Below are 23,037 nucleotides of genomic sequence, written 5' to 3'. Positions count from 1 at the left end.
CTTGATTTTTGTCGCCAATCAGCGACACCCCTGCTGGCGAGAGAGAAATTATTGTTTTAAATCAGGCCCTTGGCCGTGTCGCTCGTCAGCGACAGTGTCTGCAGGCGCGGGGGCTGCTTCACTTTTGAAGTGGCTGGGTGTCAGGCCATGTTTTTGCATCAAGCGGTAAAACTCGGTCCGGTTGCGGTCGGCGAGGCGCGCCGCATCGGCCACGTTGCCATCGGTCAATTTCAGCAGGCCGACCAGGTACGCATGCTCAAAACGCTGCCGCGCGTCGGCCAGCGTGAGCACCTGCACACTGGGCGAGCGCAGGGCGCGCTGGATCAACGCCAGCGGAATCAAGGGTGTGCTGGCCAGCGCGCACACCTGCTCGACCACGTTGTAGAGCTGGCGCACATTGCCCGGCCAGGCGGCGGTGGTCAGGGCCTTGAGGGCTTCCGGCGCAAAGCCGCTCAGGCGTTTGCCGTATTTGCCGGCCAGCTTGACCAGGAAGTGGTTGGCCAGCAGCGTGATGTCCTCGCGCCGCTCCGCCAGCGGCGGCAGCGTCAGCGTGACCACGTTCAGGCGGTAGTAGAGGTCGGTGCGGAACTGGCCGTCGGCCATGGCGGCGTCGAGGTCGCGGTGGGTGGCCGACAGGATACGCACGTTGACCGGGATCGACTGGCTGGAGCCGAGCGGGCGCACCACCCGTTCCTGCAACACCCGCAGCAGCTTGACCTGCAGCGCCAGCGGCATGTCCCCGATCTCGTCGAGCAGCAGGGTGCCGCCTTCGGCCGCCTGGAACAGACCCTTGTGGTTGGACGAGGCATCGGTGAACGCGCCCTTGACGTGGCCGAACAGCTCGGACTCCAGCAGCGCTTCCGGAATGGCGCCGCAGTTGACGGCGATGAAGGGGTGGGCCGCGCGCGGGCTGGCCTGGTGGATGGCCTGGGCCAACAGTTCCTTGCCGGTGCCGCTTTCGCCGCGCAGCATCACGCTGGCGTCTGATCGCGCCACCATGCGGGCTTCGGCCAGGGTTTCGGCCATGCGGCTGGAGCGGCTGATGATGGCGCTTTGCCAGGCCGGGTCCTGGCCGACCTGCGAGTCCGGTGCCGGGGCGCTCAGCGCCAGGGCCTGGGCGATCTTGTCCAGCAGGGCCTTGCCGTCGAAGGGTTTGGTCAGGTAGGTGAAGACACCGCGTTCGGTGGCTTCGACCGCATCCGGAATCGTGCCGTGTGCGGTCAGCAGGATCACCGGCAGCGACGGGTGGCGTGCGCGTATGTCTTCAAACAGCGCCAGCCCGTCCTTGCCGGGCAGGCGCACATCGCTGAGCACGAGCTGCGGCCGTTCGATGTCGAGTTGCGCCAGCGCCGCCTCGGCGGATGCCACCGCGCTGACGCGGTAACCGGCAGCGGTCAGGCGCATGGTCAGCAGGCGCAACATGTCGGCGTCGTCGTCGACGACCAGCAGGTGCGCGCCGGCGGTAGCTGCGCTCATGGGGCGGCCGGCCGGGTGCGGCTGCTGGGGGCCGAGGCCGGTGCGGGCGGCGGCCGGTTGGTCAGGCTGCGCTCGATTTCCTTGAGGGCATCGAGCTTGTCCTGGGTCTCCGCAAGCCGGCGCTGCAGCTCGCGCACTTGCTGGTTTTGACGATCCAGCTGGTCTTCCAGTCGCCGCTGGTCGGCATATCGTGCGGCCAGCAGCCGCGTCAGCACATGCAGCTCGCGCGCCTCTGCGGTCTGGCTGGTCAGCACGCGCTGCAGCAACTCCTGCGCACGCAGGAGGTCATAGAGCTGGCGCGTCTGACTCAGGGCCATCGCCAGCCGCAGCTGGTCTGCCGGCGCGACCGGCTCGTTCAGGCGGGTGATTTCCTGGGCCAGCTCGCCGCCCTGCAGGCTGCGCACGCGATCGGCGTGTTCGAGCAGAAGCGCCACCACGTTGCGGCTGCCTGGCGGCGTCACGGTCGCCAAGCGCGCAGCCGACGGGGGCAGCACCGCCACCGTCTGTGACGGCGTCTGAACCGGCAGGGCGCAGCCGGCGGCAATCAGGCTGGCGGCTAGCGCCGCGCAAAAGCCCCGGTGTTTGCCGGGGCAGGTGTCAAGGCTTGAAAACATGGGGAAGTTCTATCCTGAAATGGGCGCCAGGGCCGTCCGGCAGCAGGTACACCTGGCCACCATGCGCAGCGATGTACTCCTGCACGATGGACAGCCCGATGCCGCTGCCGCGCACGGCCTGGAGCGGTTGCTGGGCGCCACGGTAAAAAGGTTCAAAAATACGGGCCCGGTCATCAAATGAGATACCTGGCCCTTCATCACCAATGTCGATGCGCACGGCCTCCGCCAAACGGCTCAATCGCAAGTTGATGCGACCCTGGGCGGGGGAATAACTAATGGCGTTGGACAACAAATTGGCGAGTACGGTTCCCAGCTTGTCGCGGTCAATTTCCGCGTGCACCGCCTTGCCCTCGATGTGGACCTGCAACTCCCGCGCGCGCCATTGCAATTGCTGGGCCTGGACCTGTTCAGTGATCAGTTGCAGAAGGTCGGTTTTCTCCCGTCGCAACTGACGGGCCTCGAAGGCGGCAGCGTTGAAGCGCAATAAATCCTCGATCTGGCCCTGCAGCAGGCCGGTGTTGTGGCGCAGGATTTTGGCGATCTCGCGCTGGTTATTGCTGAGTTCGCCGGCAATGCCGTCTTCCAGCAGCGAGACCCCTTCGCGCAGCGAGGCCAGCGGGGTTTTCAGCTCATGTGAGACATGGCGCAGGAAACGTGACTTGTCGGCGTCGAGTTCGACCAGGCGCAGGCGCAGCCACTCCAGGCGTTGGCCGACCAGTTGCAGATCGGCCGGGCCGTCGATGGCAATCGCTTCGTCGAGGCGGTTTTCACCGAGGCCGATGATGGCTTTTTCCAGGCGCCGCAGCGGCCGGGTCAGCAAAATGCCGAAGGCCAGTGCCAGCAGCACCGACAGCCCGATCGCGCCTATGACCTGCTGGGTGAGCTGGCTGCGGCGGGTTTCAAGCGTGTCCAGCAGGCTGCGGTTTTGCGCGGTAATGGCCTGACGCACCTGCTGGGCAATCGCGGTGTTGACCTGGTCCAGCTCGCGAAATTCCAGCGCAAGCTGGCGGTCCCGGTCAAAAGCCGTGTCGGGCGCGCCGTCGAGCAGGGCGGTGATGGTTTCCAGACGCTGGCGCCAGTCCGCCACCCGTTCAGCGGGCACACCTTGTAGTGCCAGGCGTGCCAACACCTCGCGCGCCTCGCCGGCGGCTTCGTCAAAGCGGCGGCGCAACAGGCGGTCGCCAAGTACCAGCGATTGGCGCGCAGAGCGCTCCATGGCCACGCTGCGTTCCGTCAGCGATTGCGCCGCCGCGCTCAGGTCCAGCGCACGGGTGGCGCTGTCGCTGCTTTGCAGGGTGAGCTGTTCCAGTGTGAACAGCGCCCGCAGCGAGGCTGCGGCCAGCAGCGCGGCGATCAGCAAAAAAGCGACCACCAGCAACTGCCGGAAAGAAACGTGCTTCAGCATCCTGAAAGGCGGCCTGTCACGGCGCCGGCGTCAAGCCGGCACGGCAGCTTCTTCGCGCAGCAGCACTTCGCCGCGCAGCGAACGCTGGGAGGCTTGCGTGATGGTCACATCAATCATCTGTCCAATAAGGCGCGGCGAGCCGGTGAAATTGACAACGCGATTGCATTCGGTGCGTCCCATCAACTCGGAGGCATCCTTGCGCGAGGCGCCTTCGACCAGGATGCGCTGCACCGTGCCCTGGCGGCTGGCGCTGATGGCGCGCACGCTGTCGTCAATGGCGGCCTGCAGGCGCTGCAGGCGGGCGAGCTTGACCGCGTGCGGCGTGTCATCGGGCAGGTTGGCGGCCGGTGTGCCGGGCCGCGGGCTGAAGATGAAACTGAAGGAGGTGTCGTAACCGATGTCATCAATCAGCTTCATCATCTTGCTGAAATCGTCATCGGTCTCGCCGGGAAAACCGACGATGAAGTCGCTGCTCATGGCCAGGTCGGGGCGGATCGCGCGCAATTTGCGAATGGTGGATTTGTATTCCATCGCGGTATAGCCGCGTTTCATCGCCATCAGGATGCGGTCCGAGCCGTGCTGCACCGGCAGGTGCAGGTGGTTCACCAGCTTGGGCAGCCTGCCGTAGGCGTCGATCAGGCGCTGGGTGAACTCATTGGGGTGGCTGGTGACGTAACGAATGCGTTCGATACCGGGAATGTCCGAAACGTATTCGAGCAGGGTCGCAAAGTCGGCCATCTCGGCCGTACCACCCATGGGCCCGCGATAGGCGTTGACGTTTTGTCCCAGCAGCGTAACTTCGCGCACGCCCTGATCGGCCAGGCCAGCCACTTCAACCAGCACGTCTTCGAACGGGCGCGAGACTTCCTCACCACGTGTGTAGGGCACGACACAGTAGCTGCAGTATTTGGAGCAGCCTTCCATGATGGAGACAAAGGCGCTGGCGCCTTCGACACGCGCCGGTGGCAGGTGATCGAACTTTTCGATTTCGGGAAAACTGATGTCCACCTGCGACTTGCCCAGGCTCATGCGTTTGCTCAGCAGGTCGGGCAGGCGGTGCAGGGTTTGCGGGCCGAACACGACGTCGACATACGGCGCCCGTTCAATGATGGCCTCGCCCTCCTGGCTGGCTACGCAACCACCCACGCCGATCAGCACGCCTTTTTTCTTCAGGTGTTTGACGCGGCCCAGGTCGCTGAACACCTTCTCCTGCGCCTTCTCACGCACCGAGCAGGTGTTGAAAAGAATCAGGTCGGCTTCATCGACATTGCTGGTGGACTCGTAACCCTGGGCCGCGTGCAGGACGTCGGACATCTTGTCCGAGTCGTACTCGTTCATCTGGCAGCCGAAGGTTTTGATAAAGACTTTTTTGCTCATGATATTTGCTATCAAATTAGTAGCTGATTACGACTGTCTGGTATGGGTTGAAGCCCGATCTGGCTTGAAAAACCAGCGATTTACTGCTTGTAGCGCGGCAGCTGGTTGTAGGGCGTCTTGCCGTTGTCCTGCGGTGCGGCGCTGGACTCAAAACCGAAGTTGAAGCCGCGTGCAGGCAGGCCGGCGCGCTTTTCCTTGGCTTCCTCGGCGCTGAGCATCCAGACCTCATAGATCTGGCCCATGCTGTCTCGGGTGTAGTTCACCAGCAATTCCTGGTCCACCAACGCGCCTGGTGTCACGAAGTTGTTGTTCAGATTGCGAATACGCGCGCCAGGCGAGAGCCGGTCGGGCTTACCGTTGAGGCTGACCTCCGGCGGCGTCTTGATCACCAGCACGCCGCGCAGCGCGGTTTTTGGAAATTGCCGGACGCTGAGGCTGCCATCGCTGCCGGTGGTTTGAGCGCTTGCGGGCACGGCCAGCATCATCCAGATAGCAACACAGGTGGCCGGCAGGGCGAGAACAAGGTGTTTCAGGCAGCGTTTCATGGTGTCTATCCAGAGGCTGTGAAGTACAAAGGCCCCCACGCTTTTTACTTCGTGTAGACGCTGCCCCCCAAGGGGGCTGAACTTGCTTGGGGCGGCCCCTTCGCTGCGTTCGTCAGCCCCAGAAGAATGGATTTCTGGGGCTCGGGAAAACTGGTGGTGATAGGTGGACTTGAACCACCGACATCAGCATTATGAATGCTGCGCTCTAACCAACTGAGCTATATCACCGCGCGACAAGAATTATAGCGGCACTTCCATAAACCCAATTGCCGGGCGCATGGCGGCGTTGCGCGGTGCTCGGTGCTCGGTGCTCGGAATCCTCACGCACCTGAATACGTTCCGGTATCCTGCGCGACCCTCGCATGAGTTCGAAAGAGCGATGCGACACGCGCCTTGCCCTGCATCCCGGCAATTGAATTTCTGAAAGCGCCGGGAAGCCGTCTCGAGTCTGCTATTGATGGGTGAAAACGGGCTTTCGTTTGTTGACAAACGCGTCCATGCCTTCCTTCTGGTCGCTGGTGGCGAAGGTGGCGTGGAACAGGCGACGCTCGAACATGATGCCGTCGGCCAGCGTGCCTTCGTAGGCGCGGTTCACCGCCTCCTTGGCGGCCATCACCGCGATCTGCCCGTAGTCGCAGATCTGCAGCGCCGCACCCAGCGCCTCGTCCATCAGTTTGTCCAGCGGCACGACCCGGCTGGCGAGACCGCTGCGTTCGGCCTCTGCCGCGTCCATCATGCGGCCGGTCAGCACCAGGTCCATGGCTTTCGCCTTACCGACCGCGCGTGGCAGGCGCTGCGTGCCGCCCGAGCCGGGAATGATGCCCAGCTTGATTTCGGGCTGGCCGAATTTCGCGTTGTCCGCCGCAATGATGAAGTCGCACATCATGGCCAGTTCGCAGCCACCGCCGAGGGCGAAGCCGCTGACGGCGGCAATCACCGGCTTGCGCACGCTGCGAAGCTGCTCCCAGTTGCGGGTGATGTAGTCGTTTTTGTAGACGCCGGCAAAACCGTAGGTCGCCATCGCGCCGATGTCGGCGCCGGCGGCAAAGGCTTTTTCGCTGCCGGTCAGGATGATGCAGCCGATGGTGTCGTCGGCATCGAAGGCCTTGAGGGCAGTGCCCAGCTCGTCCATCAACTGATCGTTCAGTGCATTGAGCTGTTTGGGGCGGTTCAGGGTGATGGTGGCCACGCGGCCTTCGGTTCGGGTCAGAATCAATTCATAAGTCATGGCAGGCATCCTTTGTGGCTGAATCATGCCATGCTGAGGGCTTGCCCCGCCAAGGGAAAACATTAACCGACCGATGGGTCGGTTAATGCTAAATTCAGCACAGGAGACCCTATCTATGCCCCAATCCTCACCTGACACGGCTGGCGAAGCCGCCGTGTTGTATGCCGAGCACGGCGCGGTTGCGTTGCTCACGCTCAACCGACCGCAGGCCCTCAACAGCTTTACCCGGAAAATGCACCGCGACTTGTGGGCGGCATTGGATCGGGCCGAAGCGAATCCGCTGATTCGTGCCCTGGTCATCACCGGCGCTGGTCGTGGTTTCAGCGCGGGCGCCGACCTTGGCGAGTTCGACTTTGCGCCCGGCCCTGATCTGGTGGCACGCGCCAACCCCGGACCGGTTATCGATGAGGCTTTCAACCCCACGGTGCGCCGCCTGCAGGCGCTGCGCATGCCGACCGTTGCCGCCGTCAATGGCGTCGCAGCCGGTGCGGGTGCCTCGCTGGCCATGACCTGCGACATCGCGATTGCCGCGCCTGGCGCAAGCTTCATTCAGGCCTTCAGCAAGATCGGCCTGATTCCCGACGCCGGCGGCACCTGGTTCCTGGCGCAACGTCTGGGCCTGGCGCGGGCCATGGCGCTGGCCATGACCGGCGACAAACTCTCGGCCGCGCAGGCCAGGGAGTGGGGAATGATCTGGGAAGTGGCCGACGACTGCGTGGCTGCCGCGCTTGCGCTGGCGCAGCGTCTGGCTTGCATGCCGACAAAAGCGCTGGTGGCGACGCGGCAGATGTTGCGCGAGAGTTCCAGCCGCAGCCTGGACCAGCAACTTGACGCCGAACGCGACACCCAGTCGGCCCTCGGCCGCACGCATGACTACATCGAAGGTGTGACGGCTTTTCTTGAGAAGCGCCCCGCGGCGTTCAGGGGTGAATGATGGACGAGCAAGCACTGGCACAGCGCGTCGGCGAAGCTATGTTTGCGGCGGACACGGCGTCCAGAGACACCATGGGCATGGAACTGCTGGCTTGCGGGCCCGGCCGCGCGCTGATGCGCATGACGGTGGCTGAACGGCACCTGAACGGCCACAAGATTTGCCACGGGGGCTTCATCTTCACGCTGGCCGACTCCACCTTTGCCTTCGCCTGCAACAGCCGCAACCGGGTCACGGTGGCGGCAGGGTGCAGCATCGAATTTCTCAAGCCCGGCCAGGCCGGCGACGTGCTGACCTGTGAGGGTGTGGAGCAGATCCTGCAGGGCCGCCACGGCATCTACGACATGAAGGTCAGCAACCAGCTCGGCGAGGTGGTGGCCATGTTTCGGGGGAAAAGCGCGCAGCTTTCCGGCACTGTCATTCCTGCTGCGGGTGAGGAAGCCATATGAAAAGTTTTCCCCTGGAACCCATTGAGAAGGCGGGCCTGGACGAGTTGCGTGGCCAGCAGCACAAACCGCAGCAGGCCACGCTGCGACATGCCTGGCTGCATTCGCCGGTCTACCGCGCGAAGTTCGATGCCGCCGGTGTGCATCCCGATGACTGTCAATCGCTGGCGGATTTGCGAAAATTTCCCTTCACCACCAAACACGACCTGCGCGACAGCTATCCCTTCGGCATGCTGGCGGTGCCGCGTGAACAGTGTGTGCGTCTGCATGCGTCCAGCGGCACCACCGGCAAACCCACCGTGGTGGCCTACACAAAAAATGACGTGGACATGTGGGCCGGGTGTGTCGCGCGCAGCATTCGCGCGGCCGGCGCGCGGCCTGGCGACCTGGTGCACATCAGTTACGGCTACGGCCTGTTTACCGGCGGCCTGGGCGCGCATTACGGCGCCGAAAAGCTGGGCTTGACGGTGGTGCCCTTTGGCGGCGGCCAGACCGAGCGCCAAGTGCAACTGATCACCGACTTCAAACCCGACATCATCATGGTCACGCCCAGCTACATGCTGGCGATTGCTGATGAGTTCGAAAAGCAGGGCATGAACGCTGCGGACACCAGTCTGCGCACTGGCATCTTCGGCGCCGAGCCCTGGACCAACGATATGCGGCATGCGATAGAAAAACGAATGGGCATCGATGCGGTGGATATTTACGGCCTGAGCGAGGTCATTGGGCCCGGTGTCGCCAGTGAATGTGTGGAGACCAAGGACGGCCCGACCATCTGGGAAGACCACTTTTATCCAGAGATCATCAACCCGGAAACCGGCGAGCTGGTGGCTGACGGCGACATCGGCGAGCTGGTGTTCACCAGCCTGACCAAGGAGGCGCTGCCCATCATCCGTTATCGCACCCGCGACCTGACGCGGCTGCTGCCTGGCACAGCGCGCAGCATGCGGCGCATGGAAAAAATCACGGGCCGCAGCGACGACATGATGATTGTGCGCGGCGTCAATGTGTTTCCCACGCAGATCGAGGAGCTGATCCTCAAACGCGCCGAACTCGCGCCGCATTACCAGTGCATTCTCACGCGCGAGGGCGTGCTGGACGGTTTGCGTGTGGCCGTGGAGACACGTCCCGGCTTGGTCCCCGACAGCGCTGAGGCACAGGCCGCAGCGCGCCTGCTGCAGCATGAGATCAAGGCTTATGTGGGCACCACCGCCGAGATCGAGTTGCGCCCCGAAGGCGGGGTGGAGCGCAGCCTGGGCAAAGCCAAGCGGGTGCTGGATCTGCGGCGCACCTGATCGCGCAACACCGCGCCTGCTTTTGGGCTGCTTGGGTAAGGGGCCGCGGGACGCAGCGGTGGCCGAAGGTGGTGTTGGGCGCAGCCTGGGCAAAGCCAAGCAGGTGCTGAACCGGAGCAACTGTGTATGGCCTGGGAGCATGTCATGCAAATCCAGATTTTCCCGGATGGTCACCCTCTCGACGTGGCCTGACTTCGGTCTTACACTGAACTTGCAACAAGCTTTGAGTGGAGACAAGCCATGGCTAACAAGCAAGCGATTTACCACAAGACTCCGAAGGGGGCAGAGGCCATTGCAAACCGGCAATCGGGGCTTTCCCCCAAGCTGCGCTCGCTGTTGATCATGGTGGATGGCAAGCGGACGCATGCGGAGTTGGCGACCATCGCCGCCAGCTTGGGCGACGCTGAGCGCCTGGCGGAGCTCGAAAGCGAAGGCCTGGTGGAACCTGTGGGTGCCGAAGAAAAAACCATGCCGGTGCCGCTGGAGCGGGCTGAGTCCCCGGCGGCTGCTGCACCTGCACGCGCCGCCAATCTGGCAGAGGCGCGGCTTTTTTCGTCCCACCTCCTTGAGAACCTGCTGGGCCCCACGGCTGAGCCGCTGTGCATCAAGATCGAGGCGACGCGCGACCTGCCCGACTTCATCGTCGTGATCAAACGTGCACGCGAGATTGTGCGGGAGGTCAAAGGCAACGCCGAAGCCGAGCGGTTCGTTGCCCAGATCGAGGCGCAGATGCCCGCTGGCTGAGCCCTTTTGTCAGCCTGCCAGCCATCTTTCCACAAGCGCCGTGTCCCGAGACACCAAGCGCCAGGTGGTCGTCGCGGGCGGCATCACAAGCGCAAGGCGCAGCAGGCGTTTGTCGCGCGCCACCAGTGCCCCGATTTTTTTGCTGGTGCCCGCATAAAGTGGCAAGTCATCGAGCTTGCCCAGGCGCCAGCTTGAGCTTCCCGCCGCCACTCTTTGGTTGCTTGCGGGAGCCGGAATTTCAACCCCCAGCCATTCATCGCCGGCGGTAAAACCTGCCCGTTCGGCCGCGCCGCCGCGCAAGACCGTTTTGACATGCACGCTTCCTGCAGATTCCTGCACACGCAGCCCCAGCGCCTGGGCCAGTTGCGCCGGTTCCTGCAGCACCGCCACACCGTGGCGCTTGAGCATGTCTTCCAGGGGCAGCTCGCCGGTGCCGTGCACCCAGGCCGCAATTTCGGCCGCGTAAGAGCGGCCACTCACCTCTTGCAGCGCGGCCGCAAAGTCCGCTTCGCTCATGGGACCGGCCTTGCAACGCAGCCACAACGTGCGCATCACCTCGTCCAGATTCGCCGGGCCGCCGGCGCCGGCTTCACTGCGCAGGCTCAGGTCGAAACACAGGGCGACCAGTGCGCCTTTTGTGTAGTAACTGACGGTGGCGTTGGGCGTGTTTTCATCCTGGCGGTAATACTTGACCCAGGCGTCGAAACTGGCCTGCGCGACCGACTGCAGCAGTCGTCCCGGCGTTTGCATGACCTGGTTGATGGTCTTGTTGAGCAGCCGCAGATAACCCGCATCGTCAAGCAAGCCGGCGCGGCGCAGCAGCAGGTCGTCGTAATAACTTGTGAACCCTTCGAAGAACCAGAGCAACTCGGTGTAGTTCTCGCTGTCGTAGCGGTAACTTGCAAATTCTGCCGGCCGCAGGCGCTTGACGTTCCAGGTGTGAAAGTACTCGTGGCTGATCAGGCCGCGCAGGGTGGTGTAGCCCTCGGGCAATTTGGCATCACCCAGGCGCGGCAAGTCCTTGCGGCCGCAGATCAGCGCGGTGGAATTGCGGTGCTCCAGCCCGCCATAACCGTCGTCCACGGCATACAGCATGAACAGGTAGTTTTTATAGGGTGGTTTTTTATGGCCATGCCAGAAACGAATCTGCGTCTCGCAAACTTTCCGCGTGTCGGCCAGCAAGCGTGCACCGTCAAAACCGGCGGTGGCGCCAGCGACCACAAAGCGGTGCGGCACACCGCAGGCACTGAAGCTGCCGCTCCAGAAAGCGCCCATCTCTACCGGGCAGTCCGCCAGTTCATCGTAGTCTGCAGCGAGGTAACTGCCGAAACCCAGCTTGTTGATTTTCAGTGGGCTGAGCCCGGTGGCGACCGACCAGCCCTTGCAGGCCGGGGATGACGCAATCTCCAGCAGGTGCGGCGCCTGTGACTGGCCCTCAACGCGCAGGCACAGCGAGCTGCTGTTGAAAAAGCCGCGATGGGCATCCAGGCAGGCCGTGCGGACCGAATTGTCGTTGGCATACACCTCATAAACCAGGTGCAGCGGTTTGTCCGGGTTGCAGCGGACCTCCCAGCTGCATTTGTCGTGTTGCCTGAGCTGTGTCCCGGGCAGCGGCCTGGTGCCCTGGCGGGCGCGCAAGCCCTGCAGATTTTTGGAAAATTCGCGCACCAGGTAGCTGCCCGGAATCCACACGGGAAGGGCCAGCCGCTGCAAGGCTGCGGGCCGGGGGATGGTCAGCGTGACGCGAAATAGGTGGGCGTGTACATCGGCGATTTCAATGCGGTAAGTGATACCGGGTGCCGGGGACAAGGTGGGCGGGGAAACAGGAGCGCGTGGTTTTGCCATGAATCAAGAATAGCCGACAACAGGAGATCGGTGCATTGCTATCAAAAGAGGAGCTGTTCGCGCAGACTAGCCATGGGTTGGAGCCGCTTTTGATGCCTGTCTCAGAGCATGATGCCGACTACTGTACCTTGGCCTCGCTAAGGTATTTTTCCACCTGCTGCGCGCTGACAGCGCCCGGTACACGCGTACCGTCGGCAAAGATCAGTGTGGGAGTGCCGGTGATGCGGTGTTTTTTACCAAACTCGAGGTTGCGCGCCAGCGCGCTGCTGTCGCAGCTCGCAGTTGCCACCGGCTGGTCACGCACCATCAGGTCTTGCCAGGCCTTGCCTTTGTCTTTGGCACACCAGATGTTTTTTGATTTTTCGGCCGAATCGGGGCTCAGGATGGGGTACAAAAACATGTAGACCGTCACATCCGTGACCTTTTGCATGTCGCGTTCAAAACGCTTGCAATAGCCACAGTTGGGGTCTTCAAACACGGCCAGCTTGCGTTTGCCGTTGCCGCGTACCAGGGTGAATGCGTCTTTCAGCGGCAGGGCGTCAAAAGCCACCGCATTGAGTTTTTCCACACGCTCCTCGGTCAGGTTGCGCCGCTGTTTGGTGTCTATCAGGTTCCCCTGAATCAGGAAGTTGCCCTCGGCATCGGTGTAAAAAATGTCGTTGCCATTGACCCGGATCTCGTACAGACCGGCCATCGGCGCCTTGCTGACTTCTTCGATGGGAGGCAGGCTCGGCAGCCGATCAGTGAGGTTTTTGCGAATCACCGCTTCCTGTGCGAAGGCTGCGCCCAGGCTGCAGGCCAGCAGGCCGCAGACCGCGATATGTTTGAACAGTTTCATTACTTTTCCCGTCTTGGTTAAATCTGACCCATCGCCCGCCGTGTGACCCATTGCTTGAGCGGACCACTTTTTTCAAAACCTGTCATGCCCCAATTGCGCAGCGCTTGCCAGCGCACATCGGTCTGCGCAAACAGGCCGTGCAAGCCGTCGGTCACAGCGCCCATGGCCGCGACATCGCCCTTGCGCGACCGTTCGTAGCGCCGCAGCAGCTTCTCGTCACCCAGGCCGCGCCAATACTCGCGCGCCCGCACCACGGCAGCCAATGCCGCCGCATCGGCCAGTCCCAGGTTCAGGCCCTGGCCGGCCAGCGGGTGCACGGTGTGGGCCGCATCCCCGGCCAGCGCCCAGCCCGGCCCGACCCAGCGATCAGCGGTAGACAGCGCCAGCGCCCAGCTCGACCGGTTGCTGGCCAGTTGCAGCCGTCCGGCCTCGGCCCCGCAAGCGAGTTGAACCGCCGCCGAAAATTCTTCCGGCGACAGCGTCTCCAGTGAAAGTGCGCGCGCCACAGAGACTGACCAGACCAGCGCCACAGAGTTCCCCTGATCGCCGCCCATGGGCAAAAGCGCCAGCACCTCGCCCTGGCTGAACCACTGTCTGGCGACCCCCTGGTGCGGCTGGTCGCTCTGCAGGCGCGCTGCGATGGCTTTTTGCGGGTAGGACTTGACGGTCCAGGCGGCACCGAACGCGTTGCGGCTGCTGCTGGCCTTGCCTTCACAGACCACACTGAGCGCGGCCGGGACGGGCGCCGGCACGGTTTCTATCTGCGGCTGGTAGCGCACGGCCTCGGCCAGTTGCTGCTCCAGCGCAGGGACATCGACGATCCAGGCCAGCGACGAGTCCTTGCCGCCGTCAGCGGTGAAAGCAAGCTGGCCGCCATCGTCGCCCCAGACCTGCATCTGTCTGACAGCCGTTGCCGAGGCTGCGTCGGGCCAGGCCCTGAGCGACTCCAGCAGTTGGCGCGACGCGCTGTTCAGTGCATAGGCGCGCACATCCTGAAGGGGCGGCGTAGCCAGGTCACCGTCGGGAACGGGACGGGCAACCAGCGCTACCCGCAGGCGCTCGCGGGCCAGCAGCAAGGCCAGGCTGCTGCCAACCACGCCGCCGCCGCGGATACAGACATCAAATGGTTTGGACATGGCTCATTTTAGGAGCCGGTGCAAAATAACCGGCTTGTAGGGATTGAATTGAAACTTTGAAGGGTGCATCAAGTGAGTGAAACATCGAGCGAAACCTCTGCCACTGCCGACGTGCAGGCGGCGATTGCTGCCCTTTGGGTCTACCCCGTCAAATCCTGCGCCGGCGTGCAGGTCCAGGAAGCCATCCTGACCGAGACTGGCCTGGAGTTCGACCGTGCCTGGATGGTGGTGGACGAACACGGCGAATTTGTGTCCCAGCGTGAGTTGCCGCGCATGGCGCTGGTCCGCCCGCAGCTCAAGACCCAGGACATGGTGCTGCGCGCGCCCGGCATGCTGGCCTTGCACATTGCGCTTGACCAGGTGCAGGAGCCGGTTCGCGTGCGGGTCTGGGACGACGAGGTGAAGGCCTATGACATGGGCCCGGTTGCGGCCCAGTGGTTCAGTGATTTCCTGGGTGAGAAGCTGCGGCTGGTGCGCTTTGACCCTGATCAAAAGCGCTGCTCCAGCGCCCGCTGGACCGGCGGCGTGGAGGCGCTCAACCAGTTCAGCGACGGTTACCCCTTGCTGGTGCTCAGCGAAGCCTCGCTGGCCGGGCTCAATGACAAGCTGCAGGCCTCGGGTGTCGCGCCCGTCACCATGGCGCGTTTTCGGCCGAACATTGTTCTGGGCCCCGCTTCAACCGGCGCTGCGGATGCGCTGTCTGCCCACGACGAAGACCGGCTGGGTGAACTGAGTATCAGCACAGAACAGGGGTTGGCCCGACTCAAACCCGTCAAGCCCTGCGCGCGTTGTCCCATCCCCAACATCGATCCGGCCACTGCCGTCAGCAGCCCGGAGGTCAGCGACATGCTGCAGACCTACCGGCAGGACCCGCGTCTGAAAGGCGCACTGAGTTTCGGCATGAACCTGATTCGGCTCGATGAAGACGACCACCTGCTTCGGGTGGGGCAGGAGGTGCGCGCCGACTACCGTTTCGACTGACTGTTGTTCAGCGTGAGTTACCCAGCGCGTGCGTGTCGCTGTCGCCCCCGTGCGAGTCCACCGCCAGGGGCGACGGACGGGTCAACTCGGGTTCCAGAAAGCGGATGGGACGGCGCGTACGCTCGGCCATGCTGGCCAGTAGGTCGGACAGGGCTTGCGAGAGTGCCGGCCCATCCATCAGCCGTTCGCTGAGAAGCACGCCGGCCACGTGAAATTGCAGCAGCACCTCGGGCTTGAGGCCTTTGAGCGGCATCAGGCCCGCCGCGATCAACCTCGCCGCCAGTTCGTTGACCGGCTCGCGCGTTGACACGTCCTCCATGATCAGGCCAAAACAGGCCTCGTCCACCCGGCCCACCGTGTCCACGTCCCGCAGGATACGGCGCAGCTTGATGACGCTGCGCAGCAGGCTTTGTTCCGCGACGGCGATACCGTGGGTACGTTTGACGTAACCGTAGTTCACGAGCTCGACATACACCACGGCGGCCGGTTCCCGGTAGCGTGTGGCGCGGGACAGCACTTGAGACAGGCGGTCGCTGAAGAGATGCGGGGTCAGCAGGCCGGTCAACGCATCCTGGCTGGACATGGCCTGCTCGCGGGTTTCGATGATGTGCCGCTCGCGGGAGCGAATGTTCAATGCCACCAGCAGCAAGGGTGCCTCCACTGTCAGCGCGATCATCACCGAGTGCTCGATGAGCCAGGAGCTGGGCGCCCAGCCAAAAATCCGCGCCACCGCCGCCAGCGCGGCCACCGACAGGGGGACGAAGGCGCCCAGTACCCACAGACCCACCACGTCCCCGCGCCGCGATGCCAGAAATGCTGTTGCCAGGCCCAGAACCACGCACAGCGTCAGGTAAACACCGATCAGGCGAACGCCCCATACCCGGTCCACCACCACAAAAAGCAGCGCCAACACCGGGCCGGCCAGGGCCGTCCAGTAGCTGATGCGATCGAGCCGTGCATTGTGGGCATTCGAGCTGCAGAGCACCCTGACCATCAACAGTGCAATGCTGCCACCTATCAGTCCCAGAAAACCCTGTGCAGCGTTGTTCCAGGCGGCGGATTCGCCCCACAGCAGATGACCCGCCATGCCGCTGGTGGTGGCGATGACGCCCATCATGATCGCCGCATAAGCTGCATACCAGCCGTACAGCCGGTCGCGGTAGACCCAGCTCTGCGCGGCACTGGCCACCACCAGCAGGAGCAGGGCGCCAAATACCACGCCGATCAACATGTAGTCGACCTGCAGCCGTTGGTTTCTGGTCACGCTGGAGGTGACTTTGACTGCAATGTTGATCTGGGTCTGGTGCTGGATGCGGACATACACGTCCCGCACCACCCCCGGTTGCAGGTCCAGGGAAAATTGCGCATACCGTCCCGGCTCCGGCCAGCTGGAGACGGGCAGGGTGTCGCCTGCGGTCTGCCCCAGCCATTGCCCGTTTGCCGATTGCTGGTAAACGGTGACTTTGTCGAGCAGCGGGATCGGAAACTCCATGACCCACTGGTGCTGCGAGCCGAGTGGTTTCAGAAAGCGGTAGTGCTGCCACAGCGCAGCACGGGTCCCCAGCGTGTAGATGGTGTTGCTGCGCGGCGGGCGCATGGCTGCCTGGAATTGACCGGACGCGACCTGCTCGATGCTGGCCTCGGCGTTGGCATCTACCCATACCTGGCCCTGGGCCTGCAGGTCGAGTGAGACATCCGGGTTTTGCAGCACGACCACCGGCTGGGCCTGGCTGGGTGTGGCCGCGAGTGCCGCAAGCACCACCAATGTCAGGCCAACGATCTGCAAAACCGCATATCGCATACACTTCTTAGCCTGTTTTCTAAGGTTTGTCATGAGTTTGAAGTGCGGTATTGTCGGTCTGCCTAACGTCGGAAAATCCACCCTGTTCAACGCGTTGACCAAAGCGGGAATCGCAGCGGAAAACTACCCCTTCTGCACGATCGAACCCAATGTGGGGATTGTAGAAGTGCCAGACCCGAGACTGGCCCAGTTGGCAGCTATCGTCAATCCGGAGAAGATCCAGTCTGCGATTGTTGAATTTGTGGACATCGCCGGGCTGGTGGCCGGCGCCAGCACGGGTGAAGGTCTGGGCAACAAGTTTCTCGCGCATATCCGCGAGACCGACGCCACCGTCAATGTGGTGCGCTGCTTTGAAGACGATAACGTGATCCACGTTGCCGGCAAGGTCGACCCGATCTCCGACATCGAAGTGATCCAGACCGAACTCTGCCTGGCCGACCTGGCCGCCGTCGAGAAGGCGCTGCACCGCGTGACCAAGCTGGCGCGTTCAGGCGACAAGGAGTCCATCAAATTGGTGGCCATCCTCGAAAAATGCCAGCTGGCGCTCAATGACACCAAACCGGTGCGCACGATTGACTTCAGCAAGGAAGAGCTGCCGCTGCTCAAGCAGTTCTTCCTGATCACCGCCAAGCCGGCGATGTTTGTGGCGAATGTGGCCGAGGACGGCTTCGAGAACAACCCCTTCCTGGACCGCCTGAAGGCCTACGCCGCCGAACAAAAGGCGCCGGTGGTCGCGATCTGCGCCAAGATGGAAGCCGAGATGGCCGACATGGAGGACGAGGACAAAAAGATGTTTCTCGCCGAGATCGGCCAGGACGAGCCCGGCTTGAACCGCCTGATCGTGGCGGCCTACAAGCTGCTGGGCCTGCAGACTTATTTCACCGCCGGTGTGAAGGAAGTGCGCGCCTGGACCATTCAGGTCGGCGACACCGGCCCGCAGGCGGCCGGCGTGATCCACACCGATTTTGAAAAAGGCTATATCCGCGCGCAGACGATTGCCTTCGACGACTACATCGCGAACAAGGGCGAGCAGGGCGCCAAGGACGCGGGCAAGATGCGCAGCGAAGGCAAGGACTATGTCGTCAAGGATGGCGACGTGATGAATTTCCTGTTCAGTAGCTAGGGCCTGTTCACCCTATTTATGCAAGATGCGTTGCGAGTCAAAAAGGTCATGCGCGAGGCGCAAAATGCAGCCGGGCTGATGCCCGGCAAGGCTTTGCAACGCTGCGCATGGCCTTTTTGGCCGCAACCCGGCGGGAACGTGGTCAAAACGACACCACTCGTTGTTGCACTCCTCGTCCAGCCGGCCAGGCTGGGCGTCGTCGCGCGCCTAGATTGGCGCCGTTTTAAACACGTTCGCACTTGCGTAAATAGGGTAAACAGGCCCTCGATAGGTACACCCCTGCCTGGTCTCACTGCGTGTAGCCCATCCTCCCCTTGCAGGGGACGCCTCCTGTCGCCTGGCGGAGCCGGTTCGACGGCGGCCCCTGACAGGACAGTGCAGACCGTATGACAGAACCCGTCCGCCTTGCCAAAGCCCTGGCACAGATGCTGAACTGTTCGCGCCGCGAGGCTGAGCAGTACATCGAGGGCGGCTGGGTGCGTGTCGACGGTGTGGCAGTGGAAGAACCTCAGTTCCGCGTCGGGGGCCAGAAGATCGAACTGGACCGCGATGCCAGCCTGCTCGCGCTGACACCCGTGACCTTGTTGCTGCACAAGCCGGCTGGGTACGAGGCCGGCCTCGACGGTGTATCGGGCAAACCCGCTGCGCCGGCCCGGCAACTGCTGACGCCCGCCAACCGGTCGGCTGACGATCGCTCCGGCATCCGTCCGCTGAAAAAACACTTCAGCACGCAGGCGCTGACGACACCGCTGGCCACACCGGCCAGCGGCTTGGTGGTGTTCACCCAGGACTGGCGTGTGGCGCGCAAGCTCAGCGAAGACGCCTCGGTGATGGAGCATGAAGTGATTGTCGAGGTCGCAGGCCAACTGGTGCCCGGCGGCCTGGAGCGGCTCAACCGCGTCGATCACGGCTTCACTTTCAACGGCATCCTGCTGCCGCCGGCCAAGGTCAGCTGGCAAAACGAAACGCGGCTGCGCTTTGCCTTGAAGGGCGAACGGCCGGGGCAGATCGCCTATATGTGCGAAACCGTTGGGCTTAGCGTTCAGGCCATGAAACGCCTTCGTGTCGGCCGTGTGCCCATGAGCAGCCTGGCGCCTGGCCAGTGGCGTTATTTGCTCCCCACTGAGCGCTTCTGAGCAGTGTCGTCCGTCGACAGGTTCCTTCAAGCCGGGGCCGCGGGTCCGGCTTTGCCGGCCCGCAGGCGCAGCGCCCCCTCGGAGGACAGAGAGTTACACGAAGTGAACGAACGTGGGGGCCAATGTCCTAGCCACCAAGGAATTTGAAGCCACCGGGAAACGCCCAGATCAGCGCGCCGGTCATCATGAAATAGCGCGCGAACTTGCCGATCGCCATGTAAGCCACGCAGGGCCAGAACGGAAACTTGAGCCAGCCGGCTACCGCGCACAGCGGGTCACCGACGGCAGGTAGCCAGGCCAGCAGGCAGGCCTTGGGTCCGAGCTTTTCGAGCCAGCGAATGGCCCGACCATGGTGCGAGGAATGTGAATATTTGTCGACGACCTTGTGTGCGCCGTAACCCAGCCACCAGTCAAGCGCGCCGCCCAGGGTATTGCCGGCAGTGGCGACCAGGATGGCCGGCCAGAACATGTGGGGGTTGAGCTTGACCAGACCGAAGACCACCGGCTCGGAGCCCAGCGGCAACAGGGTGGCCGAGATGAAGGACACCACAAACACCGTGCTCAGTCCGAATTCAGGCAGCGCCAGCGCGTCTATCAGGTGTTGTAGCCAGAGTTCCATCTGCAGCGAGTATAGGGAGCCTGCCAGGTCCGGCGCTGTAGGGCGTTCGCTCGCTACACCGTGTGTAAATTTCGATTGCTGAATTTTTGGGCAGCTACAATCACATCTCGTTTTCCGCAATCCCCTTCGCACACGTCCATGAACATCGGCCCCTACGTTTTGGCAAACAACCTGTTTGCAGCGCCCATGGCCGGCGTCACCGACCGGCCGTTCCGGCGCCTGTGCAAAACCCTGGGCGCCGGGTACGCGGTCAGCGAGATGGTGACCTCGCGGCGCGACCTGTGGGACACGCTGAAAACCTCGCGCCGCGCCAACCATGACGGCGAGGCGGCGCCGATTGCGGTGCAGATTGCGGGCACCGACGCGCAAATGATGGCCGAGGCAGCGCTCTACAACATTGATCGCGGCGCGCAGATCATCGACATCAACATGGGTTGCCCGGCCAAGAAGGTTTGCAACAAGTGGGCCGGCTCGGCCCTGATGCAGGACGAGCCGCTGGCCCTGGCCATTGCAGAAGCGGTGGTGGCTGCCTGCGCGCCGCGCGGCGTGCCGGTCACGCTGAAGATGCGCACTGGCTGGGCCGAGTCTCACAAAAATGCCGTCACGCTGGCCCGCGCGTTTGAAAGCGCCGGCGTGTTGATGCTGGCGGTGCATGGCCGCACCCGCGCTCAGAGCTACAAGGGTCAGGCCGAGTACGACACGATTGCCGCGGTCAAGGCCGCCGTGCGGATTCCGGTGGTGGCCAACGGCGACATCAACACACCCGAAAAAGCCCGCGATGTGCTGGCGTTCACCGGTGCGGACGCCATCATGGTGGGCCGCGCGGCCCAGGGACGGCCCTGGATCTTTCGCGAGATCGGTCATTTCCTGGCGACCGGCACGCATCTTGCGCCACCGCTGGTGGCCGAGGTCAGGCGTTTGCTGCTCGATCATCTGCTGGACCACTATGAACTTTATGGTGCGTTCAGCGGTGTGCGCAGTGCGCGCAAACACATCGGCTGGTACGTGAAGACGCTGCCGGGTGGAGAGGCTTTCCGCAGCCGTATGAACCTGCTGGAGGACAGCCAGGCACAGTGGCAGGCGGTGGCCGATTTTTTTGATGAGATGGGAGCGCGCATGGACCGCATGCCAGTGGCGGTGTCCGGCGAGGTGTACGAACAACAACAAGACAGGCAGGGAGAGCTCGCATGAGCAAGAAGCAGATCGAAGAATGCGTACGCAGCAGTCTTGAGAGTTATTTCAGGGACCTGCGCGGCACCGAACCCGACGGCAGCATGTACGAAATGCTGGTGCGCGTGGTTGAAAAACCGCTGCTCGAGGTGGTGATGCAGCATGCCGACAAAAACCAGTCACGCGCCGCCGAATGGCTGGGGCTCAATCGCAACACGCTGCGCAAAAAACTGCTTGAACACAAGCTGATCAAGTAAGTTGCGAACCCATCGCCCGGACCACCAAAGAAAAACATGAACGCATTGATTTCCGTCTCCGACAAAACCGGCATTCTCGAATTTGCGCAGGCGCTGCATGCGCTGGGCATCCGGCTGCTGTCCACGGGCGGTACGGCCAAATTGCTGGCTGACGCCGGCCTGCCGGTCACCGAGGTCGCCGACCACACCGGCTTTCCTGAAATGCTCGACGGCCGGGTCAAGACCCTGCACCCGAAAATCCACGGCGGCCTGCTGGCGCGCCGCGATGTTGCCGAACACATGTCTGCGCTGAAGACGCACAACATCGCCACCATCGACCTGCTGGTCGTCAACCTGTATCCATTTGAAGCCACGGTTGCCAAACCCGGCTGCACGCTGGAAGACGCCATCGAGAACATCGACATCGGCGGCCCGGCCATGGTGCGTTCGGCTGCCAAGAACTGGAAAGACGTGGGTGTGCTGACAGACGCCTCCCAGTACGCCGGTGTGCTGGAAGAACTCAAGGCTGACGGCAAACTCACCGACAACACCAAATTCGCGCTCTCGGTGGCCGCTTTCAACCGCATCAGTCAGTACGACGGCGCGATCAGCGATTACCTCTCCGGCATTCAGGCCGATGGCGCGCTGAGCCCGTTCCCGGGTCAGGTCAACGGCCGTTTCATCAAGGTGCAGGATTTGCGCTACGGCGAAAATTCGCACCAGCAGGCGGCGTTGTATCGCGACCTGCACCCGGCACCCGGCTCGCTGGTCACGGCCACGCAGCTGCAGGGCAAGGAGCTCAGCTACAACAACATTGCCGATGCCGATGCGGCCTGGGAGTGTGTCAAGAGTTTCAGAGAGTCCGCCTGCGTCATCGTCAAACATGCCAATCCCTGTGGCGTAGCCATCGGCGCCGATGCGCTTGAGGCCTACAGCAAGGCCTTCAAGACCGACCCGACCTCGGCCTTCGGCGGCATCATCGCGCTGAACTGTGTGCTCGATGAAGCGGCAGCGCAGCAGATCTCCAAACAGTTTGTCGAGGTGCTGATGGCCCCGGCTTTCACGCCCGAGGCGCTCGCGGTGTTCAAAAGCAAGGTCAATGTGCGCATCCTGCAGATCGCCCTGCCGCCTGGTGGCGATACCGCCTGGAAACAGGGCCGCAACCTGATGGACCTCAAACGTGTCGGCTCGGGCTTGTTGATGCAGACCGCCGACAACCACGAACTCGCACTGGCCGACCTGCGGGTTGTCAGCAAGCTGCAGCCGACACCGGCGCAACTGCAGGATCTGCTGTTTGCCTGGAAGGTCGCCAAATACGTCAAGTCCAACGCCATCGTGTTTTGCGGTGGCGGCATGACGCTGGGTGTGGGCGCCGGGCAGATGAGCCGCATCGACTCGGCCCGCATTGCATCCATCAAGGCCGCCAATGCCGGGCTGGACCTCGCCGGGTCGGCCGTGGCCAGCGACGCTTTCTTTCCTTTTCGCGACGGGCTCGATGTGGTGGTCGACGTTGGGGCGACATCCGTGATCCAGCCGGGCGGCAGCATGCGGGACGAGGAAGTGATCGCGGCGGCGGATGAGCGCGGAGTGGTGATGGTGCTGAGCGGGGTCAGGCACTTTCGGCACTGACCACGGATTTCAAGCTAAAAGTGGTTCCAACCCATATCCAATGGGCGCGAGCAGCTACTGAATTCATAGCGAACTGTTCGGACCATCTGTCATCCCGGACTTGATCCGGGATCCATGTTGGCCATCTTTCACCACCGTTCGGGCTGAGCCTGTCGAAGCCGTCTTTCCCTCTTGCGGTAAGGGTGTTCCTGCAAGCCGGGGGTTGCCCGGCGGCAACTCACTTTCTTTTTGCGTCGCCAAAAAGAAAGTGAGCAAAGAAAAAGGCGACCCGATGGTCCGGGTCCCCTTCGCTGCGCTGCGGGGCAACCTGCGGTGCTCGGTAAAAGCGGGGTCTCGCGCGAACTCGGCTTTGCCTCAGACAATCGCTGGCCCTGATCCGTTTTCGGCTGCGCTCCTCGGCCCAGCCCGACGGGTGGAGGCGAAAACCAATGCCGAATTCAAATCCGGAGTGCAGGAAGCGCA

At 63.0% G+C, this 23,037-nt stretch carries 22 protein-coding genes and 1 tRNA gene; 10 read left to right on the top strand and 13 right to left on the bottom strand.

The window, feature by feature from the left end; all coding sequences use genetic code 11:
• Nucleotides 1-48: 48 nt before the first annotated feature.
• From ACH2CW_RS10690 to ACH2CW_RS10660, 7 genes are all read right to left on the bottom strand, one after another.
• Nucleotides 49-1,476 (bottom strand): sigma 54-interacting transcriptional regulator, encoded by a 1,428-nt coding sequence (locus ACH2CW_RS10690; RefSeq protein WP_395057898.1) that lies wholly within the window; start codon nucleotides 1,474-1,476, stop codon nucleotides 49-51.
• Nucleotides 1,473-2,090: a hypothetical protein gene (locus ACH2CW_RS10685; RefSeq protein WP_395057896.1), complete on the bottom strand. Its 618-nt coding sequence runs from the start codon at nucleotides 2,088-2,090 to the stop codon at nucleotides 1,473-1,475. The genes ACH2CW_RS10690 and ACH2CW_RS10685 overlap by 4 nt, the downstream gene beginning before the upstream one ends.
• Complete coding sequence (locus tag ACH2CW_RS10680) at nucleotides 2,074-3,495, bottom strand: sensor histidine kinase (protein ID WP_395057894.1); 1,422 nt, start codon at nucleotides 3,493-3,495, stop codon at nucleotides 2,074-2,076. Before ACH2CW_RS10680 ends, ACH2CW_RS10685 begins: the two co-directional genes overlap by 17 nt.
• 30 nt (nucleotides 3,496-3,525) lie before the next feature.
• A complete protein-coding gene (gene miaB, locus ACH2CW_RS10675) occupies nucleotides 3,526-4,872 on the bottom strand; it encodes a tRNA (N6-isopentenyl adenosine(37)-C2)-methylthiotransferase MiaB (RefSeq protein WP_395057892.1) in 1,347 nt (448 codons plus the stop codon).
• An 80-nt stretch (nucleotides 4,873-4,952) separates the two neighbouring features.
• Nucleotides 4,953-5,417, bottom strand: coding sequence for a hypothetical protein (locus ACH2CW_RS10670; protein WP_395057890.1), 465 nt, complete (start codon nucleotides 5,415-5,417; stop codon nucleotides 4,953-4,955).
• A gap of 151 nt (nucleotides 5,418-5,568) precedes the next feature.
• Nucleotides 5,569-5,645 (bottom strand) — tRNA-Met (locus tag ACH2CW_RS10665).
• A 223-nt stretch (nucleotides 5,646-5,868) separates the two neighbouring features.
• On the bottom strand, nucleotides 5,869-6,645 hold the full coding sequence (locus ACH2CW_RS10660) for an enoyl-CoA hydratase (RefSeq protein WP_395057888.1): 777 nt from the start codon (nucleotides 6,643-6,645) through the stop codon (nucleotides 5,869-5,871).
• Between the two features lie 115 nt (nucleotides 6,646-6,760).
• On the opposite strand from ACH2CW_RS10660, the gene ACH2CW_RS10655 reads away from it, so the two are divergent.
• The 4 genes from ACH2CW_RS10655 to ACH2CW_RS10640 all read left to right on the top strand — a co-directional run bounded on the left by ACH2CW_RS10655 (nucleotide 6,761) and on the right by ACH2CW_RS10640 (nucleotide 10,061).
• The gene (locus ACH2CW_RS10655) at nucleotides 6,761-7,579 is read left to right on the top strand and encodes an enoyl-CoA hydratase-related protein (RefSeq protein ID WP_395057886.1); all 819 of its coding nucleotides are present in this window, start codon (nucleotides 6,761-6,763) and stop codon (nucleotides 7,577-7,579) included.
• Nucleotides 7,576-8,025, top strand: a complete 450-nt coding sequence (gene paaI / locus ACH2CW_RS10650; RefSeq protein ID WP_395057884.1) for a hydroxyphenylacetyl-CoA thioesterase PaaI — start codon at nucleotides 7,576-7,578, stop codon at nucleotides 8,023-8,025. The genes ACH2CW_RS10655 and paaI overlap by 4 nt, the downstream gene beginning before the upstream one ends.
• Nucleotides 8,022-9,317, top strand: a complete 1,296-nt coding sequence (paaK, locus tag ACH2CW_RS10645) for a phenylacetate--CoA ligase PaaK (RefSeq protein WP_395057882.1) — start codon at nucleotides 8,022-8,024, stop codon at nucleotides 9,315-9,317. Before paaI ends, paaK begins: the two co-directional genes overlap by 4 nt.
• Before the next feature lie 240 nt (nucleotides 9,318-9,557).
• Nucleotides 9,558-10,061 (top strand): hypothetical protein, encoded by a 504-nt coding sequence (locus tag ACH2CW_RS10640; protein ID WP_395057880.1) that lies wholly within the window; start codon nucleotides 9,558-9,560, stop codon nucleotides 10,059-10,061.
• A gap of 9 nt (nucleotides 10,062-10,070) precedes the next feature.
• On the opposite strand, the gene ACH2CW_RS10635 is transcribed toward ACH2CW_RS10640, so the two are convergent.
• From ACH2CW_RS10635 to ACH2CW_RS10625, 3 genes are all read right to left on the bottom strand, one after another.
• Nucleotides 10,071-11,906: a M61 family metallopeptidase gene (locus ACH2CW_RS10635; RefSeq protein ID WP_395057878.1), complete on the bottom strand. Its 1,836-nt coding sequence runs from the start codon at nucleotides 11,904-11,906 to the stop codon at nucleotides 10,071-10,073.
• Between the two features lie 118 nt (nucleotides 11,907-12,024).
• Nucleotides 12,025-12,744 carry a DsbC family protein gene (locus tag ACH2CW_RS10630; protein ID WP_395057876.1) on the bottom strand — a complete coding sequence of 240 codons (720 nt, stop codon included), beginning with the start codon at nucleotides 12,742-12,744 and terminating at the stop codon, nucleotides 12,025-12,027.
• 17 nt (nucleotides 12,745-12,761) lie between these two features.
• Nucleotides 12,762-13,880 (bottom strand): FAD-dependent monooxygenase, encoded by a 1,119-nt coding sequence (locus ACH2CW_RS10625; RefSeq protein ID WP_395057874.1) that lies wholly within the window; start codon nucleotides 13,878-13,880, stop codon nucleotides 12,762-12,764.
• Between the two features lie 72 nt (nucleotides 13,881-13,952).
• Between ACH2CW_RS10625 and ACH2CW_RS10620 the strand changes: the two genes are divergently transcribed.
• Nucleotides 13,953-14,861 (top strand): MOSC domain-containing protein, encoded by a 909-nt coding sequence (locus tag ACH2CW_RS10620; RefSeq protein WP_395057872.1) that lies wholly within the window; start codon nucleotides 13,953-13,955, stop codon nucleotides 14,859-14,861.
• A 7-nt stretch (nucleotides 14,862-14,868) separates the two neighbouring features.
• On the opposite strand, the gene ACH2CW_RS10615 is transcribed toward ACH2CW_RS10620, so the two are convergent.
• Nucleotides 14,869-16,662, bottom strand: coding sequence for a 7TM diverse intracellular signaling domain-containing protein (locus ACH2CW_RS10615; protein WP_395057870.1), 1,794 nt, complete (start codon nucleotides 16,660-16,662; stop codon nucleotides 14,869-14,871).
• A 31-nt stretch (nucleotides 16,663-16,693) separates the two neighbouring features.
• On the opposite strand from ACH2CW_RS10615, the gene ychF reads away from it, so the two are divergent.
• Both ychF and ACH2CW_RS10605 read left to right on the top strand, forming a co-directional pair.
• Nucleotides 16,694-17,785, top strand: coding sequence for a redox-regulated ATPase YchF (ychF, locus tag ACH2CW_RS10610; protein ID WP_395057868.1), 1,092 nt, complete (start codon nucleotides 16,694-16,696; stop codon nucleotides 17,783-17,785).
• Between the two features lie 386 nt (nucleotides 17,786-18,171).
• Nucleotides 18,172-18,921 carry an rRNA pseudouridine synthase gene (locus ACH2CW_RS10605; protein WP_395057866.1) on the top strand — a complete coding sequence of 250 codons (750 nt, stop codon included), beginning with the start codon at nucleotides 18,172-18,174 and terminating at the stop codon, nucleotides 18,919-18,921.
• Nucleotides 18,922-19,048: 127 nt separating this feature from the next.
• Here ACH2CW_RS10605 and ACH2CW_RS10600 read toward each other — a convergent pair whose 3' ends face one another.
• A complete protein-coding gene (locus ACH2CW_RS10600; protein ID WP_395057864.1) occupies nucleotides 19,049-19,540 on the bottom strand; it encodes a YqaA family protein in 492 nt (163 codons plus the stop codon).
• A 138-nt stretch (nucleotides 19,541-19,678) separates the two neighbouring features.
• Between ACH2CW_RS10600 and dusB the strand changes: the two genes are divergently transcribed.
• From dusB to purH, 3 genes are read left to right on the top strand one after another with little or no spacing between them, the layout of a single operon-like run.
• A complete protein-coding gene (dusB, locus tag ACH2CW_RS10595) occupies nucleotides 19,679-20,731 on the top strand; it encodes a tRNA dihydrouridine synthase DusB (RefSeq protein ID WP_395057862.1) in 1,053 nt (350 codons plus the stop codon).
• Nucleotides 20,728-20,967 carry a helix-turn-helix domain-containing protein gene (locus ACH2CW_RS10590; protein ID WP_395057860.1) on the top strand — a complete coding sequence of 80 codons (240 nt, stop codon included), beginning with the start codon at nucleotides 20,728-20,730 and terminating at the stop codon, nucleotides 20,965-20,967. Before dusB ends, ACH2CW_RS10590 begins: the two co-directional genes overlap by 4 nt.
• Nucleotides 20,968-21,003: 36 nt before the next feature.
• A complete protein-coding gene (gene purH, locus ACH2CW_RS10585) occupies nucleotides 21,004-22,575 on the top strand; it encodes a bifunctional phosphoribosylaminoimidazolecarboxamide formyltransferase/IMP cyclohydrolase (protein WP_395057858.1) in 1,572 nt (523 codons plus the stop codon).
• A 217-nt stretch (nucleotides 22,576-22,792) separates the two neighbouring features.
• On the opposite strand, the gene ACH2CW_RS10580 is transcribed toward purH, so the two are convergent.
• The coding region (locus ACH2CW_RS10580; protein ID WP_395057856.1) for a hypothetical protein at nucleotides 22,793-23,037 on the bottom strand (245 nt) is incomplete at its 5' end.

It is taken from the genome of Polaromonas sp., assembly GCF_043778355.1.
In the GTDB taxonomy this organism is placed as follows: Bacteria; Pseudomonadota; Gammaproteobacteria; order Burkholderiales; family Burkholderiaceae_C; genus Polaromonas.
This window is presented reverse-complemented; position numbering and strand designations above follow the sequence as displayed.